Here is a 16,612-nt window from a genome sequence, read left to right on the forward strand (position 1 = left end):
CAGTTTCAATGGGGCTAGCATCCCCTCCATGGGATCCCGTCCGACGATCACCGACGTCGCCCGCGCCGCGGGCGTGTCGGCGGCGACGGTGTCCAAAGCCGTCAACGGCCGCTACGGCGTCGCCCCCGACACCGTCGAGCGCGTGCTGCAGGTCGTCGCCCAGCTCGGCTACGAGTCGAGCCTCGTCGCGTCGAGCATGCGCTCGCGCAGAACCGGGGTGATCGGTGTGCTGGTGGCCGACTTCGAGCCGTTCAGCGCCGAGATCATGAAGGGCGTGGGCCGGGCGCTCCGCGACACCCACTACGACCTTCTCGCGTACAGCGGATCGCGTCAGCAGAACGGCGAGGGATGGGAGCGCCGGTCGCTCAGCCGTCTGAGCGGAACCCTCATCGACGGGGTGATCATGGTCACCCCGACCGTGGTCGGTGCGAGCGCCGAGGTGCCGATCGTCGCCGTCGACCCCCACACCGGTCGCGCGGACCTCCCCACGGTCGAATCCGACAGCTTCGCCGGCGCCCGTGAGGCCACCCGGTATCTGCTGGAGCTCGGCCACCGCCGCATCGGGTTCATCGCGGGTCGCCCCGACCTGCGGTCATCCATCCTTCGCGATGCCGGGTACCGGCGCGCGCTCTCGGATGCCGGGGTGGCCTACGACCCCTCGCTGGTGCGGGTCGGAATGTACCAGCCCGACGTCGTGCGAGAGCAGGCGCGCGCGCTGCTGGCGCAGACCCGCCCGCCCACCGCCGTCTTCGCGGCGAACGACCTGTCTGCGCTGGCGGTGATCGACGTGGCCGCAGGGATGGGGCTGCAGATCCCCGACGATCTGTCGGTGATCGGCTTCGACGACATCCCCGAGGCGACGCAGGGCCCGGTGTCGCTGACGACGGTGCGTCAGCCCATGCAGGGACTCGGCGCCACCGCCGCCGGCATGCTCGTGACGCTGATGAACGGCGAGACGCTCGAGGCCACACATGTGGGGCTGGCGACGCGGCTCGTGGTCAGGGGGACGACGGCGCCGCCGCGGTGACGCGTGTCTCGAGGCCGTCGTCGGGAAGGTCGGGCGCACTCGCCGGGTCGGCGAGGAGGCTGTCGAAGACGACCTCGGCCGCCCCGATGAGCAGCCGGTCCTCGGCGAGGGAGGCCAGGCGCAGCCGGAGGTCTTCCGTGGCCGCCGGCATGGCCTGCGCCCGCACCCGGGCGAGCAGATCGTCGACGTCGACCTCGGCGATCGTCGCGAGGAACCCGCCGAGCACCACCACGGACGGGTTCAGGACGTTGACGGCGTTGGCGAGGGCGGTGGACAGGATGCGGCGCTGCCGCTCGACCTCGCCGGCGACGGCGGCGCGGGTCTCGGGATCGGGCGGGTCGGCGAGGGCGGCGGCGAGCGTGGGCTCGTCGGCGGAGTCGAGTCCGACCGCCGCGAGCAGCCGCGATCTGCTGACCTCGTCCTCGAGCACCCCGTCGACGGCGAGCCGGTCGGCGCCGTCGGCGATCCCCGGGCGGTTCTGACCGAACTCGCCGGCGTACCCGCCGGATCCTCCGACGGCGACTCCGCCGACGATGAGGCCGCCGCCGATGCCGCTCGCGCCGCCGTTGAGGTAGACGACGTCGTCGACGCCGCGCGCGGCGCCGAAGAGGTGCTCGGCCATCGCGCCGAGGCTCGCGTCGTTGGCGACCCGGGTGCGCAGGCCCGTCGCCTCGGCGACGAGATCGCCCAGGGGTACATCGCGCCAGTGCAGGTGGGGGGCGTCGCGGACCAGTCCGTCGGAGGCGCGGACCAGGCCCGGGACGGCCAGGCCGACGCCCACGATCGCGGCATCGGCGAGCGGGCCCTGACGCCACACGGTCAGACGCTCGGCCAGGAGGGCGGTCGCCTCCTCGGGGGTGGGTGGGCGGTCGACCTCGTGACGCTCGCGGATCACCGTCGTCTGGTCGAGGCGGACGGCGGCGAGCGTGATCGCATCGACCTCGGGGTTCGCGGCGATCGCGACGACCCGCGGCGAGAGGGCGACGATCGGCGAGGGCCTGCCCACCCGGCGGGCCGGGTCGGGTGCACGCTCGGTCACGAGGCCGTGGCGCACGAGCTGACCGACGAGGTCGGCGATCGTCGACCGGTTCAGGCGCGTGGCCTCGGTGAGGCTCGCCCGCGACAGCGGCCCGGTGCGGTGCAGCAGCGTCAGGATCGTCGACAGGTTCCGCTGCCGACCGCCGGGCCCGACCAGACTCATCGCTCCAGTGTAGGGAGGAGGGTGCCCCGCGCCCGGACGGACGCGGGGCACCATGGTGTGAGAAGGAGAGGTCCGTCTCAGCCCTGCATCCGCTCCCTTCGCCGCTGGACGAGGATCGCACCCGCGAGGAGGGCCAGCAGCCCCGCGAGACCCAGCCCGAACGGCAGGCCACCACCGGTCGCGGCGAGCGGGTTGCGCGGGTCGTCCGCCGTGCCGCCACCGGACCCGCCGGACGCCGGAGGCGTGGTCGGCGTACCGGGCTCGCCGGGCGTGCCCGGCCCGGTCGGCGGCGGGGTGGACTCGCCCGGGGTGGGTGTGGTGCCTTCCGCCGCGACCAGCTCTCCCACGCCCCAGCGGGCAGTGGACTGGTAACCGGCGCCGGTGGGGTCGGCCCAGTTGCGGATGCCGGTGCGCGCGCCGTCGGAGGCGTCGTTGACCTGGAAGTCCAGACCGTGGAACGTCCCCTCACCGCCTGAATCGAGCAGGCTGATGCGGGCCTCGACGATGTAGCCGCCGTCGACGATCGACACCTGCGACTCCACGCGGTTTCGCTGGAACGCCTCGTCACCGGTTCCGAACGACACGGCGCCGGCCGCACTGATGCGGATCTGGGTGTCGTCGTAGCGGTACGAGCCGTTCTTGACGTTGCCGGCGTCGACGTAGATCTCGACCGAGTCCTGGATCCAGGGGTCGGACCCTGAGACGTCGACCACGGGGTCGGCGACCTCGGCCAGGACGAACAGCGCGTTGTCCTGCCAGAGGGTCCGCACCGACGCGGTCGCGCCGCCCGTCCCCTCGACCTGGCGGTCGGTGGTCACGGCGTTCGCCGCAGCCCACGCGTCCTCCACGGCGCCGTCGATGGTCGGCGCGTCGGCTGCCTCGACGACCTCGACGAACGAGAGCGGCTCGACGAGGGTGAGGTTGCCGAGCTCTCCGGCCGTGTTCCACCCGGCCGTGGCGTCCCCATCGTCGATGCGCACGTCGAAGCGGACCACGTCGCCGAGCGCCGCGTCACCCAGAGGCAGCGCCGCCACGACCCGGTAGCCGGTCTCGGTCTCGGTGACCGCCGCGGAGACGTCGCCCTCGCCGTCCCGGCCGACGACGTACTGCTGGTCGCCCACGGTGAAGGCGACGCCGTCGGCGTCATCCCTCGATCCATCCGTCACCTCGATGTACGCGGTGAGGGTGCCGGGCTCCCAGCGCAGCTGGAATGCGCCGCTCTGCTCGATCGGCAGCAGAGGGAGGCGCTCCCACTCGGACGCGCTCGTCGCGGCGTCGTCCACAGGGACGGAACCGCCGAACACGAACGCGCTGCGCTGCCGCGCGGGGAGCTCCTCGTCGACGGCGCCGAAGTAGGCGGGCTTGCCCTGATAGGCGTCGTCGAAGAGCAGCGGAGCGCCGTTGGCCGAGCGCCAGCTGCGGCCGTCGGTGAGGCCCCACACCGTCACGCTGTAGAGCTCGTCGATGTTCTCGCGGAACACGCGGAAGGCGTCGCGGTAGTAGTAGCCCTGCTCGATCAGCAGCGCCTCGCTCACCGGAGTGCCCGTGGTGACGTCGAGCTCGGTGACCACCTGGGTCACCGGGAGGTCGGCGAACGTGCGGATCGCCTGCTCCAGTGCCGAGACCGGCATCGCCAGGCTCACGTGGAACTGGTGACCCACGCCGTCGATCGGCACGCCGCGGGCGAGGAGCCGCTCGACGAGCGCGAGGTACCGGCCCTGCTTGCCCGACTGCTCGGTGTTGTAGTCGTTGATGAAGAGCGTCACCGGTCGGTCGGTGCCGTCGGCGGCGTAGACGTCGTTGAACGCCTCGTCGGCGTACTGGAACGACAGGTCGATGAACTCCTCACCGAGGATGCGGTACCACTCGCTGCGGCGGAGGCCGTCGTCGTACTCGGAGCCGTCGGAGACGACCTCGTTCACGACGTCCCACGCGTTCAGCGGGTTGGTGCCGCCGAACTCGCCGTACTCGGTGGCGAGCCACTCGGCGACGTTGAAGATGTGCTCGCGCAGGCGATCCCGCAGGATCTGCTTGTCGCCCTCGCTCGTGGTGAGCGGCGAGCCGTCGGCGGCCTGGAAGAAGAACGCCGGCGTCTGGCTGTGCCACACCAGCACGTGGCCGTACACCGCCAGGTCGTTCGCCTCGGCGAAGTCCATCAGCGCAACGGCCTCCGGGTTCGGGCGGAACTGGCCGTTCGCGTCGTACCAGGCCTCGGGCTTCATGTAGTTCTCGCCCGTGATCTGGTCGAAGTGACGAAGCAGCAGCTCCGAGGCGACACCGGTCGTCTCGCGACTGTCGATCGCGACGCCCACGGGCACGTCGAGTGTGTCCTTCAGCGGAGTGAGTTCCTGGATCTCACCGGGCTCGGGAACACTCACCTGGATGTCGTCGAAGTACAGGTCGGACGTGTTCGTGCCGTTGTAGTCGGTCTCGAAGTAGAGCAGGCCCGTGTCGAACGCCTGGAGCGGGAAGGATGCCCGCACCTGGGTCCACCCCGAGTTCGTGACGGTCGCGAACTGCGCCAGGGTCGAGAAGGTCGTCGCCCCCTGGTAGTCGCGCTGCAGGCTCAGCCAGACCGGACTCGTCGGCTGACCCTCGCCGAAGCGCACCGAGGCGGTCACCTCATAGGTGGTGTCGGACTGGAGCTCGGCGATGTCGTGCCCGAAGCCCGAGCCCTGCGAGGTGCGTCCCGTCAGGGCTGCCGCCTGGCTACCCTGCTGCGCGTCGTCGGTGGTGAGGGCCACCGTCGGGGCGCCGCTGCCGCTGTCGCGCGGACCCCAGCCCCCTAGACCCTCCTCGAAGTCGTTCGAGAGCGCGGTCGGACCGGTCACCGGCGGGGTGCCGGGATCGGTCGGCTCGGTCGGGTCGGTGGGCTCCGTGTCGAGCGCCGTGAGGACGAGGTCGTCGACGTAGTAGGTGTACGGCGCGGGCGTCGTCAGCTCGGACGTGCCGATGTAGAGCTGCAGCGCGGTCAGGTCGGCCCCTTCGGGCACGGTGTACTCGCCGGTCACGGTCGTCCATGAGGCGGCCGAGATGGTGGTGTTCCCGATCCAGGTGAAGTCGGGCTTCATCACGAAGCGCGCCTGGGTGTCGGGGACGCCCTCGGCGAGCTTCATCCGTGCCGAGACCTCGTAGGTCGTTCCGGCCTCGAAGATGCCGGCAGGGCTCTGTATGCCGTCGAAGTCGGCGGTCCTGTCCTGGACCGCCAGCACGCGGCTGCCGTCCACCTCGGGGAAGGCGAGTGTGTTCTCACCTCCGCCGCTCTGGATCCAGCTGCCGGTGGTGCCGTCCTCGAAGTCGATCGAGGCGATCACGGTGTCGGCGGCCGAAGCGGCCGACAGGGGGGCGACGATCAGTGCAGCGGCTGCCAGGACGGCGGCCGCAGCGGATCGGGCGCGATGTCGTCTCACGAATACGCTCCTTTGCGCGGGGGTTTGTCGTGGTCGCAAACCTATGTGCGCAAAAGGGGCCGAGAAGGCCTTCCTCATGGAAACGTTACGAAACCCTGCACTTAAGTTTCGGGGCCGGGCGCGTCCGTCGGCACCGGTGCCGTGCTCTCCCTCACGACGAGGTGCGTGGCCAGGTCCATGCGCAGCGTCTCGGGCTGGCCGCCCTCGCCGAGTCGGAGCGCCAGGCGCGTCGCCTCTTCGCCCATCCGCCGCAGCGGCTGGTGGACCGTCGTGAGCTGCGGGCTGAACCACCGCGCCAGGGGGATGTCGTCGTACCCGACGACGGAGAGGTCGCCGGGCACGTCCCACCTGGCCGCGCGTGCCGCGGCGATGACGCCGATGGCCTGAAGGTCGCTGCCGGCGAAGATCGCGGTGGGCCGGTCGGGGAGAGCGAGCAGCTGCCGCGCCCAGACCTCGCCGCCCGAGGGGTGGAAGTCGCCGAATCGCACCCAGTCCGGATGGACGGGGAGCCCCGCGGCGTTCATGGCCGAGCGATAGCCGTCGAGGCGCGCGTGCGAGCACAGCGCGTCGGGTGGGCCGGTGATCGCCGCGATCCGGCGGTGTCCCAGCTCGATGAGGTGCCGGGTTGCGGCGAGCCCGCCGCTCCAGTTCGCCGACCCGACGGCCGGGACATCGGCGGCCGGATCGCCGGACGGGTCGACGATGACGAACGGGATGCCGCGGCGCTTGAGCTTGTCTCGGTGCGCGCGGGCGAGATCCGAGAACACCAGGATGACCGCCGCCGGGCTCCGGCGAAGCGCGCCGTCGATCCAGTCGTCGCCCGGGGCGTGCCGGTCGCCGCTGAGGGTGAGCACCATCGACAGTCCTGCGTGCGCGGCCACCGTCTCGACCCCGGTGATGAGGTCGGCCGACCAGCTCGGCTCGAGCTCGTGGAGGACGAGCTCGACGTGATCGCCCCGTCGACCGGTCGCGCGGCGGGTGTAGCCGTGCTCGGCGAGGAGCTGCTCGATGCGGGCGCGGGTCGTCGCCGCGACATCCGTCCGGCCGTTCAAAACCTTCGACATCGTCGCGATCGAAACCCCGGCCTCCCGGGCCAGCTGCGCCAGCGTCACGCGCGTCGTGTCACCCATGCCGCGAGTGTAATCCGAAAGTTTCGAAGACGGAGCGACCCGCTGCGATGGCGGTGGACGCGGCATCCGTTCTGGTATAGGTTGTTAACCGCAACATTTTCCCGCAAAGGAGCGCCATGCCCACCCCCACCCGCGCCGACAAGTTCTCGTTCGGCCTCTGGACCATCGGATACAACGGCACCGACCCGTTCGGCGGCCCGACCCGCCCCGCCCTGGACGTCGTCCACGCGGTCGAGAAGCTCGCCGAGCTCGGCGCCTACGGCCTCACCTTCCACGACGACGATCTGTTCGCCTTCGGCTCGACCGACGCCGAACGTCAGACGCAGATCGACCGGCTGAAGGGCGCGCTGGCCGACACCGGCCTCATCGTGCCGATGGTCACCACGAACCTGTTCTCCGCACCGGTGTTCAAGGACGGCGGCTTCACCTCCAACGACCGTCAGGTGCGCCGCTTCGCGCTGCGCAAGGTGCTCCGCAACATCGACCTCGCCGCCGAGCTCGGCGCGAAGACGTTCGTCATGTGGGGCGGCCGCGAGGGCGCCGAGTACGACGCGGCCAAGGACATCCGAGCGGCCCTCGAACGCTACCGCGAGGCCGTGAACCTCCTCGGCGACTACGTCACCGACAAGGGCTACGACATCCGCTTCGCCATCGAGCCGAAGCCGAACGAGCCCCGCGGCGACATCCTGCTCCCGACCCTCGGGCATGCGCTGGCCTTCATCGACTCGCTCGAGCGGCCCGAGCTCGTGGGCCTGAACCCCGAGGTCGGACACGAGCAGATGGCGGGTCTGAACTTCGCCGCCGGCATCGCCCAGGCGCTGTACCACGGCAAGCTCTACCACATCGACCTCAACGGGCAGCGCGGCATCAAGTACGACCAGGACCTCGTCTTCGGTCACGGCGACCTGCACAACGCCTTCGCTCTGGTCGACCTCCTCGAGAACGGTGGCCCGGGCGGAGTGCCCGCCTACGACGGCCCGCGGCACTTCGACTACAAGCCCTCGCGCACCGAGGACGAGACCGGCGTCTGGGACTCGGCGGCGGCGAACATGCGCACCTACCTGCTGCTCAAGGAGCGGGCCGCGGCCTTCCGCGCCGACCCCGAGGTGCAGGAGGCGCTCGAGGCTTCGAAGGTCACCGAGCTCGCCCAGCCGACGCTGAACGCGGGGGAGTCGTACGACGACCTGCTGGCCGACCGCTCCGCGTACGAGGACTTCGACGCGCAGGCCTACCTCGGCGGGCACGGCTTCGGCTTCGTCCGCCTGCAGCAGCTGGCCACCGAGCACCTGCTCGGCGCGCGCTGACCTCTCGAAACCCACCTATCCGCGCGAAACCCACCGTGCCGCCGTCGGTCTCGACGGCCGCGGTGGGTTTCGGCGGATCACGCCACACGCAAGGAGAGCCATGGCGCTCGTGATGGGGGTCGACTCGTCGACCCAGTCGTGCAAAGTCGTCATCGTCGACACCGCCACGGGCGACGTCGTCCGCGAGGGGCGCGCCACCCACCCCGCCGGCACCGAGATCGACCCCGCCGCCTGGTGGACCGCCCTGCAGGCGGCGATCGAGGATGCCGGCGGCATGGCGGATGTCGCGGCGTGGGCCATCGGCGGGCAGCAGCACGGCATGGTCGTGCTCGACGCCGACGGACGCGTCATCCGTCCGGCTCTGCTGTGGAACGACACCCGGTCGGCCCGCGCGGCCCGCGACCTCATCGCGGAGTTCGGCGCCGACGACCTCGCGCAGCGCTCCGGCCTCGTGCCGGTCGCCTCCTTCACCATCACGAAGCTCCGCTGGCTGCGCGATGCCGAGCCCGACAACGCCGCGCGCGTGGCCGCCGTGGCGCTCCCTCACGACTGGCTCACCTGGCGGCTGCGCGGCTACGGTCCCGCCGGCGCGGCCCCGCATGGTCCGGTTCTCGACGAGCTCGTCACCGACCGATCGGATGCCTCGGGCACGGGGTACTGGGACCCCGAGACCGGCGGCTACTACCGTGACCTGCTCTCCGCCGCGCTGGGCCGTGACGCTCACCTGCCGCGTGTCCTCGGCCCCGACGAGTACGTCACCGACACCGACGGTCGCCGCGTCGGCGGCGGTGCGGGCGACAACGCCGGCGCCGCGCTGGGCCTCGGTGCCGCCCCGGGCGACGTCGTGATCTCGATCGGCACGAGCGGCACGGTCTTCGCCGTCAGCGACGAGCGCACGATCGATCCGACCGGCACGGTCGCGGGCTTCGCCGACTGCACGGGCCGGTTCCTCCCGCTCGTCGCCACCCTCAACGCCGCGCGCGTGCTCGACGCGATCGCCCAGCTCCTGGGCGTCGATCACGCCGAACTCAGCCGCCTCGCGCTCGCCGCCGAGCCGGGGGCGGCGGGCCTCACCCTCGTGCCCTATTTCGAGGGCGAACGCACGCCGAACCTCCCCGACGCCACCGCGTCGCTGGGCGGAATGACGCTCGCCTCCACGACTCGCGAGAACCTTGCGCGTGCCGCGGTCGAGGGGATGCTCGGCGGGCTCGGCGCGGGCCTGGACGCCCTCCGCGACCTCGGAGTGCCCCTTCGCCGCGCCCTGCTCATCGGCGGGGGAGCGCAGTCCGAGGCCGTGCGCGAGATCGCGCCCCTCGTGCTCGGCATGCCCGTCGAGGTGCCCGCACCCGGCGAGTACGTCGCCCTCGGCGCGGCACGGCAGGCCGCCGGCATCCTCTGATCGACGCGGGCACCCTCTCAGCCCGCTCAGAGCCGGCGCCCCTACCGTCGCCTCATGGCCAGCGCCCCCGACGACGACGACCGCATCTCGGTGAGCCCGGCCGAGATGCGCGCGCTCCGCGACGAGATGCAGCGGTTCCTCCTCGAATACCGGTTCGGCATGCAGGAGATCGAGACGAAGATCGCCATCCTCCGCGACGAGTTCCTCTACCTGCACGACTACAACCCGATCGAGCACGTGTCGAGCCGCGTGAAATCTCCCGACAGCATCGTGCAGAAGGTCGCGCGCAAGGGTCTCGAGCCCGAGTTCGCCGCGGTGCGCGAGCACATCACCGACATCGCCGGGGTCCGCATCACCTGCAGCTTCGTCACCGACGCCTACCGCCTGTTCGACCTGCTGACGCGCCAGGACGACGTGACCGTGCGCAGCGTCAAGGACTACATCGCCGACCCCAAGCCGAACGGCTACAAGAGCCTCCACGCGATCGTCGAGGTGCCGGTGTTCCTCTCCAGCGGCCGCGTCTCGGTGCCGGTCGAGGTGCAGTTCCGCACCATCGCGATGGATTTCTGGGCGAGCCTCGAGCACAAGATCTACTACAAGTACGACCGTCAGGTGCCCGAGGGGCTCATCGAGAGCCTGAAGGATGCCGCGGACACCGCGTCCGAGCTCGACGCCCGCATGGAGCGGCTGCACCGCGAGCTGCACGCGCCGCCGACGCCTCCCGGGCCCCCGCCGCGCCGCGGCGCTCTGGCGGTCTGACCCTGTGCCGCGGCGCTCTGGCCGTCTGACTGCGCGCGCCCTCCGAGCCATTGATGCCGTCGTCGCGGGGCAGAATGGGGCGATGGCCGGTGACGAGGCGGGCGACGCGGGCGGCGGACGAGACGGCGCGGGTGAGGACCTCGACGCGATCGCCGCCGAGCTCTACGCCCTCCGCCCCGACGAGTTCACCGCTGCGCGCAACGCCCGCGCGCAGGGCGTGCCGCGGGCTCTCGGCACGCGCATCCGCGCCCTCCGCAAGCCCGCCGCCTCCGCCTGGGCGGTCGACCTCCTCGCCCGCGAGGGCCTCATCGCCGATCTGCTCGAGCTCGCTGTAGCGCTCCGCGAGGCGCAGGACGACCTCGACGCGCGGGAGCTGCAGCGTCTCGGCCGCGAGCGCCGTGCGCTGGTGCAGGCGCTCGCCCGCCGGGCGGCGTCGCTCGCCGCCGACCGGGGCGTGACGATCAGTGCGGCCGCGCGCGACGACGTCGCTGCGACCCTGACCGCCGCGCTTCTCGACCCGCTCGCGGGTGCGGCGGTCGCCACGGGGCGGCTCATCCGCCCCCTAGAGGCGACCGGCGTCGACCCGGTCGATCTCTCCGCGGCGGTGGCCGGCAGCATCCCGGGCGTCTCGGACGCGCCGCGGCGACCGGACCGCACCGCCGACGATCTCGCCGCGCGCCGGGCGCGAAAGGCGGCCGAGCAGGCGGTGCGCACCGCCGAGCGCGGAGCGAGCGACGCCGAGCGCGAGCTCCGTCGCGCCGACGCACTCCTCGCCACGGCCACGGAACGCGCCGACCACCTCGCCGAGCGGGTCGACGAGCTCCGGGCGCAGCTCGCCCGGCTGGAGAAGGACGCGCGCGCCGCCACCGCCGCGCGCGCCGACGCCGCCGCCGCGCAGGCCGCCGCAGCGGCCCGAGCCGAGGACGCGCGCCGCGCGCTCGAGGCGGCCCGCGGGGCCGTTCCCCCGGAATGATCCGCGCCGCCCGCTGACCGTCGACCCCACTGTCGCTACGCTGAGCGACGTGGACGGGTTGGACATCGCGGCGGTCGTGATCGCACTGGTCGCCGTTGCGGCACCCCTGCTGGTGCGCGGCCTCAGCCGCTGGGTCGCGGTGCCCATCGTGGTGTTCGAGCTCCTCCTCGGCATCATCGTCGGCCCGCAGGTGCTCGGCTGGGTCGGCGAGTCGGCGTTCATCGACTTCCTCAGCGAGTTCGGCCTCGTCGCGCTGTTCTTCATCGCCGGCTCCGAGATCGAGGCGAGCGCCCTGAAGGGGCGGGGCGGCCGGTTCGCCTGGTTCGGCTGGGCGATCAGCATCGCCGTCGGCGTGGGGATCGGCTTCGTGCTCTCTCCCGGCGAAGCGGGAGTCATCATCGGCATCGCGCTCGCCTCGACGGCGCTCGGGGCGCTCGTGCCGATCCTCCGCGACAGCGGCGACCTGCGCACCCCCTTCGGCCGCTCGGTGATGGCGGTGGGAACCGTGGGCGAGTTCGGCCCGCTCATCGCGATCACGCTGTTCCTCGGCGGGCGCGACATCGGAACCGCCACCGTCGTGCTCCTGGTCTTCCTCGTCGTGGCGGCCGGGGCGATGGTGCTCGCGTACCGGATGCCGCAGGGCCCGCTCTACACGGTCGTCACGGCCACTCTCCACACCTCGGGCCAGTTCGCCATCCGGGTGATGTTCCTCATCATCGCCGCCCTGGTGGTGCTGAGCGTGATCCTCGGCGTCGACGTGCTGCTGGGCGCCTTCGCGGCCGGGGTCATCTGGCGCCTCCTCATGCGGGGGGCGGGAGAGAAGCAGCGCAAGGACGTCGAGACGAAGGTCGAGGCGGTGGCGTTCGGCTTCCTCATCCCGGTGTTCTTCATCGACACCGGCATCGAGTTCGACCTCGCGAGCTTCATCGCCGAACCGCTGCTGATCCTCGCCGTTCCCGTCGCGCTCGTCGCGCTGCTCGTCGTCCGCGGGCTGCCGTCGATGCTCGCCGCGCCACGGGGCTCGAGCGTCCGCGATCGCGTCGCGACGATGTTCATGGGCGCCACAGCCCTCCCGATCATCGTGGCGGTGACGACCATCGGCGTCGATGAGCAGGTGCTCGAAGGATCCACAGCCGCGGTGCTCGTCGGGGCGGGGATGCTCTCGGTGCTCCTCTTCCCGCTCCTGGCGGCCATCACCCGCGGGAAGCGGGCGACGTCCGCCGACGACACCCTCGAATGGGACTCCGCACCGATGTCCGACCCCGCGTGAGCGCCGTCGACGAGCTGCTCGCCGGCGCCCGCGCGCGGCTGGCCGGCGTTCCGCGCGAGGGCCTCGGAGAACTGCTGCCGCCGCGACGCCTGCTCGGCATCCGCCGCTCGCCGCGCATCGTGCGGCAGGGCGACGCCTGGCATCTCGGGACCCTCCTCCTCACCGACGACGAGCTGCTGGCGACGGGCGACATCCTGCGTGCGCGCGCCGAGGTGCGGCGCGGGTTCACCGCCGAGTCTCAGCGCCGGCGGGCGGAGCTGGCCGCCGCCGCGCGGCGGGGAGGCTTCGCCGAGGGCGAGACCGTCCACATCGGGTGGCGGCGACTGGATCTCGACGCGATCGGCCGCGGCGCGGCATCCGATCCGGTGCGGATCGCGGGCGGCGAACCGCAGGTCAGATGGAGTGCGAAGGGCGGTTGGGTTCCCCTCGCGCGCTATCTCGAGGAACGCGTCGATCTGCTCCTGAATCCGCCCGGGGGTGCGACCTGAGCCTGTCGGGCCCGATCGGCGTCAGGCGTGGGCGCCGAAGCGCGCGCCGAACGCGGCGAGCAGGCGCTCCGGTTCGCTGACCGGTGCGGCGAGGACGCGGCCGGCGATGACGTCGTAGTCGCTCGCGTCGTAGTAGCCGTCGTTGCGATAGACCTGCATGCGCTCGGTGAAGGCGCGCGGCGTCAGCTCGGGGTGGAACTGCGTGGTGTAGAGGCGGTCGCCGACGCGGTAGGCCTGCACGGGGCACGCCTCGTTCGTCGCGAGGTGCACCGCGCCGGGCGGGAGGGTGGCCGTGCCCTCCTTGTGACCGGTCAGAGCGGCGAAGGCCGGCTCGATCGACGCGAAGAGCGGGTCGTCGTGCGCGGCCGCCGTCACCGACACCGTCGTCGGACCGGCATCCTCGGGGAAGCCCCGGCTCACCTCGCCGCCGAGGAGGCGGGTGACCACGCTGATCCCGTAGCAGGTGAACATCGCCGCGATCCCGTCGCCCGCGGCGGCGGCCGCAGCCACCCGCTCGAGGTCTCGTTCGACGCGCCGCTGCACCTCGGTCTTGGTCGACTCCGGGTCGACGACGTTGAACGGGCTGCCACCGACGACCACGGCCCGATAGCGGTCCAGCGCGTCGTCGGGAAGCGCTGAGCGGACCAGATCGTGACGATCCATCCGATCGCTTCCCACACCCATCGCCTCGCGGAACGAGGCGTATTCGGCCTCCGCCGCCGCCTCCTGGGGCCGCGCGCAGAGGTAGAGCAGATCGGCTGAGGTCACCCGTGAAGTTTAGGTCGGGCTCGGATGTATCACACGCCCGGGTGGTGCCTCTGACCTGGTGTGGCCACAATGGGCGCTATGACGCATGCTGACGCGGATGCCGGGGTCGACCCTGCCCGCCCTCTGCGTTGGGAGCTGGCCGCCACGCTGTTCCAGCGGTGGCGAGACGGTGATCGCAGCGCGATGGACGATCTGGTCCGACTCATGACCCCGACCCTGTGGCACATCGTGCGCGCCTACGGCATCGACACGGCGCTCGCGCAGGATGTCGTCCAGACGACGTGGCTCACCCTCGTGCGTCGGCACGAGTCCATCGTCGAGCCCCTCGCGATCTCGGGATGGCTCACGACCACGGCCCGCCGCGAGGCGTGGCGGGTCGGGCGCCAGCAGCGCCGTGCCGATCCGACCGAGGTCGACGACCTCGAACCGCACCTGCCGACCCAGGAGTCGGCCGAGCAGACCGCGCTCCGCGACGATGCGTCGCGGCGACTCTGGCTCGCGGTGAATCAGCTCAACGAACGGTGCCAGCGCCTCCTCCGCGTGGTCGCCTTCGACGAACGTCCCGATTATGCGCGCATCGCGAAGGACCTCGCGATGCCGATCGGGTCCATCGGTCCGACGAGGCAGCGGTGTCTCGGCAAACTGCGGGCGATCCTCGCAGAGGAAGGAGAGGACGGCAGAGATGACGACGGATGAATCCGCCGATGCCCGTCTGTTCGCACAGCTTCGCGCGGTGTGGGAGGAGGTCGACCCGATGCCCGCGGGCCTGGTCGATCGGATGGTCGCCGCCGTCGCGGTGGAAGACCTCTCCCGCGAGTACGCGCTCCTGACGCTCGTGGAGGGGACCCTCGCCGCGACCCGTGGCGACGCGGACACGGCGACGCTGCAGTTCAGCGACGGGAGGACGAACGTGCTGCTGCACGTCTCGGTCGCCGACGACGGCCGGCGCCGCGTCGACGGCTGGGTCGACGCCGAGCCGCTGTCGATCCGCCTCGTGCAGGAGGCGCGGGAGTGGACGACGGAAGCCGGCGAGCACGGCCGATTCGCCTTCGTCGACGTGCCTCCGGGGCTGACCCGGCTGCGCCTCTCGCTTCCCCCCGCCCCGGGCGAGACCGGCCCCGGCGAGTTCCAGACCCCGCAGTTCGAAATCTGATCCCGCCGCGCCCGCCGGGCGCGGTGCCGCCCTGATCGAGGAGACGCTCCACCATGGTCCGACCCGACGGAACACCCGACTGGCGCGATCGCGTCGACGCCGCCCGCCCCCGCGGCGTGCCTCTCGACCCTACGAGCGAGCGGGTGGAGGGCGTACGCCCCTACCCGACCGCGTACGACCCCGACCATCTGCTCATCACGGACGACGAGCTGCTCGACGAGATCCTCTCGATCCTGCGCGGCGCGGCCGGTGACTTCGGCTGGGGCGTGCGGCTCGAAACGGTGCGGGGCGAGCGTCTCACCGACGAGGTCGCGCGCGAGCGCGCGGGAACGGCGCGGCGCGAGCTCGGGCTCCCGCTGGTGCTCGTCGCCCGCATCTTCCCCGACCCGCAGCCCGACCGCGACGACGAGCCCGTGCCGCCGATCGACGCCTGGCGGCTGCTGCAGCGGGCTCGCGGCCGCTCGGACAAGGGCCTGCCCGGCGTGGGCCTCGACCACGTCATCTCGATCGACCCCTATGGCTCGACGAACCCGTACGGCTCGACGAACCCCTACGGGTCGACGAACCCGTACGGCTCGACGAACCCCTACGGGTCGACGAACCCGTACGGCTCGACCAACCCCTACGGTTCCACCAACGCTCCCGGGCCCGGTGCCTACGCCTATCCCGGTTCGGGCGGCCGGGAGGTGGTGTCGTACATCGGCGATCCGCCGCGCCGTGACGACGACTCGATCAAGGGACGCCGTCCGGTAGTCGCCTTCATGGACACCGGATGCGGCAGGCACGCCTGGCTCCCCGACAGCATCGTCGATCGTCACCTCCACAGCGGGGGCGAACCGGTCGGTGTGGTCGGCGCGGCGACCGACCCGGAGGAGATCGGCGACATCTCGGGTCCGTTCGACGGGTTCCTCGATCAGGCCGCGGGGCACGGCACCTTCGTCGCCGGAGTGATCCGGCAGATCGCGCCCGACGCCGACCTCATCTCCATCCGTGTCGCCGACAGTCAGGGGACCCTCCTCGAGGGGGAGTTCCTCGAAGCGGTGCGAGCGGTCGCAGAGCTGGTGATCCGCTACGCCCGCGGCGAGGGGGGCCGACCGATCGACGTGCTCAACCTCTCGCTCAGCTACTACCACGAGACACCCGAAGACGGGCAGTTCGACCAGACCCTGGTGACCTACCTCGTCGCCGCCCGCCGGCACGGCTGCGCTGTGGTCTGCTCGGCCGGCAACGATGCGACCGATCGGCCGGCGTTCCCCGCCGCCCTCTGGCGGTGGCCGGACGCGGACTTCACGGTGGAAGACCCCGACGACGCGGCTCCGCACCTTTCGGTGGGCGCACTCAACCCCAACGGCAAGAGCGTCGCTCTCTTCAGCAACGTCGGCGACTGGGTCCGCGTGTACGCGCCAGGGGTGGCCGTGGTCAGCTCCGCGCCTCCGCTGAACGGCGGTATCCAGGCGGGCACCCGCAACGACCGCTACGGCCTCCGACGCGAGACCATCGACCCCGACGACTTCACGGGCGGTTTCGTGATCTGGAGCGGCACCTCGTTCGCCGCCCCGTACATCGCGGGAGCCCTGGCCGAGATGGTCGGGGTAGGGCTCATGGACGGATCGCTCGACGAGAAGCCGGCGCCGCGGGTGAAGGCCCTGCGCACGGCGGGGGCGAAGCTGGAGAAGGACTGGAAGGGCACGACGCGGGCTCGGGCCTGAGTTCCTCAGTCGGTGACCGGA

Annotated in this window: 14 protein-coding genes; 10 read left to right on the forward strand and 4 right to left on the reverse strand. The window is 71.8% G+C overall.

Annotated features, from left to right (window positions below; translation table 11 throughout):
• Nucleotides 1-28 precede the first annotated feature (28 nt).
• A complete protein-coding gene (locus T9R20_RS02330) occupies nucleotides 29-1,027 on the forward strand; it encodes a LacI family DNA-binding transcriptional regulator (RefSeq protein ID WP_322410950.1) in 999 nt (332 codons plus the stop codon).
• On the opposite strand, the gene T9R20_RS02335 is transcribed toward T9R20_RS02330, so the two are convergent.
• The 3 genes from T9R20_RS02335 to T9R20_RS02345 all read right to left on the reverse strand — a co-directional run bounded on the left by T9R20_RS02335 (nucleotide 999) and on the right by T9R20_RS02345 (nucleotide 6,768).
• Nucleotides 999-2,228 (reverse strand): ROK family transcriptional regulator, encoded by a 1,230-nt coding sequence (locus T9R20_RS02335; RefSeq protein WP_322410951.1) that lies wholly within the window; start codon nucleotides 2,226-2,228, stop codon nucleotides 999-1,001. The two genes, T9R20_RS02330 and T9R20_RS02335, sit on opposite strands and share 29 nt — an antisense overlap.
• A gap of 77 nt (nucleotides 2,229-2,305) precedes the next feature.
• Nucleotides 2,306-5,638 carry an endo-1,4-beta-xylanase gene (locus T9R20_RS02340; RefSeq protein ID WP_322410952.1) on the reverse strand — a complete coding sequence of 1,111 codons (3,333 nt, stop codon included), beginning with the start codon at nucleotides 5,636-5,638 and terminating at the stop codon, nucleotides 2,306-2,308.
• Nucleotides 5,639-5,739: 101 nt separating this feature from the next.
• Nucleotides 5,740-6,768 (reverse strand): LacI family DNA-binding transcriptional regulator, encoded by a 1,029-nt coding sequence (locus T9R20_RS02345; protein WP_322410953.1) that lies wholly within the window; start codon nucleotides 6,766-6,768, stop codon nucleotides 5,740-5,742.
• 116 nt (nucleotides 6,769-6,884) lie between these two features.
• On the opposite strand from T9R20_RS02345, the gene xylA reads away from it, so the two are divergent.
• The 6 genes from xylA to T9R20_RS02375 all read left to right on the forward strand — a co-directional run bounded on the left by xylA (nucleotide 6,885) and on the right by T9R20_RS02375 (nucleotide 12,961).
• Entirely contained in the window at nucleotides 6,885-8,072 is a 1,188-nt protein-coding gene (gene xylA, locus T9R20_RS02350) for a xylose isomerase (protein ID WP_322410954.1), read from the forward strand.
• A gap of 100 nt (nucleotides 8,073-8,172) precedes the next feature.
• The gene (gene xylB, locus T9R20_RS02355; protein WP_322410955.1) at nucleotides 8,173-9,471 is read left to right on the forward strand and encodes a xylulokinase; all 1,299 of its coding nucleotides are present in this window, start codon (nucleotides 8,173-8,175) and stop codon (nucleotides 9,469-9,471) included.
• Nucleotides 9,472-9,525: 54 nt separating this feature from the next.
• The gene (locus T9R20_RS02360) at nucleotides 9,526-10,230 is read left to right on the forward strand and encodes a GTP pyrophosphokinase family protein (RefSeq protein WP_322410956.1); all 705 of its coding nucleotides are present in this window, start codon (nucleotides 9,526-9,528) and stop codon (nucleotides 10,228-10,230) included.
• 82 nt (nucleotides 10,231-10,312) lie between these two features.
• Nucleotides 10,313-11,203, forward strand: coding sequence for a transposase (locus tag T9R20_RS02365; protein WP_322410957.1), 891 nt, complete (start codon nucleotides 10,313-10,315; stop codon nucleotides 11,201-11,203).
• A gap of 49 nt (nucleotides 11,204-11,252) precedes the next feature.
• Nucleotides 11,253-12,473 (forward strand): cation:proton antiporter, encoded by a 1,221-nt coding sequence (locus tag T9R20_RS02370; protein ID WP_322410958.1) that lies wholly within the window; start codon nucleotides 11,253-11,255, stop codon nucleotides 12,471-12,473.
• The gene (locus tag T9R20_RS02375; protein WP_322410959.1) at nucleotides 12,470-12,961 is read left to right on the forward strand and encodes a glutaminase; all 492 of its coding nucleotides are present in this window, start codon (nucleotides 12,470-12,472) and stop codon (nucleotides 12,959-12,961) included. Before T9R20_RS02370 ends, T9R20_RS02375 begins: the two co-directional genes overlap by 4 nt.
• Nucleotides 12,962-12,982: 21 nt before the next feature.
• Here T9R20_RS02375 and T9R20_RS02380 read toward each other — a convergent pair whose 3' ends face one another.
• The gene (locus T9R20_RS02380) at nucleotides 12,983-13,729 is read right to left on the reverse strand and encodes a glutamine amidotransferase-related protein (protein WP_322410960.1); all 747 of its coding nucleotides are present in this window, start codon (nucleotides 13,727-13,729) and stop codon (nucleotides 12,983-12,985) included.
• 78 nt (nucleotides 13,730-13,807) lie between these two features.
• Here T9R20_RS02380 and T9R20_RS02385 point away from each other — a divergent pair, with 78 nt between their 5' ends.
• The 3 genes from T9R20_RS02385 to T9R20_RS02395 are packed head-to-tail and all read left to right on the forward strand — an operon-like array spanning nucleotide 13,808 to nucleotide 16,591.
• On the forward strand, nucleotides 13,808-14,425 hold the full coding sequence (locus T9R20_RS02385; RefSeq protein WP_322410961.1) for a sigma-70 family RNA polymerase sigma factor: 618 nt from the start codon (nucleotides 13,808-13,810) through the stop codon (nucleotides 14,423-14,425).
• The gene (locus T9R20_RS02390; protein ID WP_322410962.1) at nucleotides 14,412-14,882 is read left to right on the forward strand and encodes a hypothetical protein; all 471 of its coding nucleotides are present in this window, start codon (nucleotides 14,412-14,414) and stop codon (nucleotides 14,880-14,882) included. Before T9R20_RS02385 ends, T9R20_RS02390 begins: the two co-directional genes overlap by 14 nt.
• Before the next feature lie 53 nt (nucleotides 14,883-14,935).
• Complete coding sequence (locus tag T9R20_RS02395; RefSeq protein ID WP_322410963.1) at nucleotides 14,936-16,591, forward strand: S8/S53 family peptidase; 1,656 nt, start codon at nucleotides 14,936-14,938, stop codon at nucleotides 16,589-16,591.
• Nucleotides 16,592-16,612: the final 21 nt, after the last annotated feature.

It is taken from the genome of Microbacterium invictum (assembly GCF_034421375.1).
Lineage (GTDB): Bacteria > Actinomycetota > Actinomycetes > Actinomycetales > Microbacteriaceae > Microbacterium > Microbacterium invictum_A.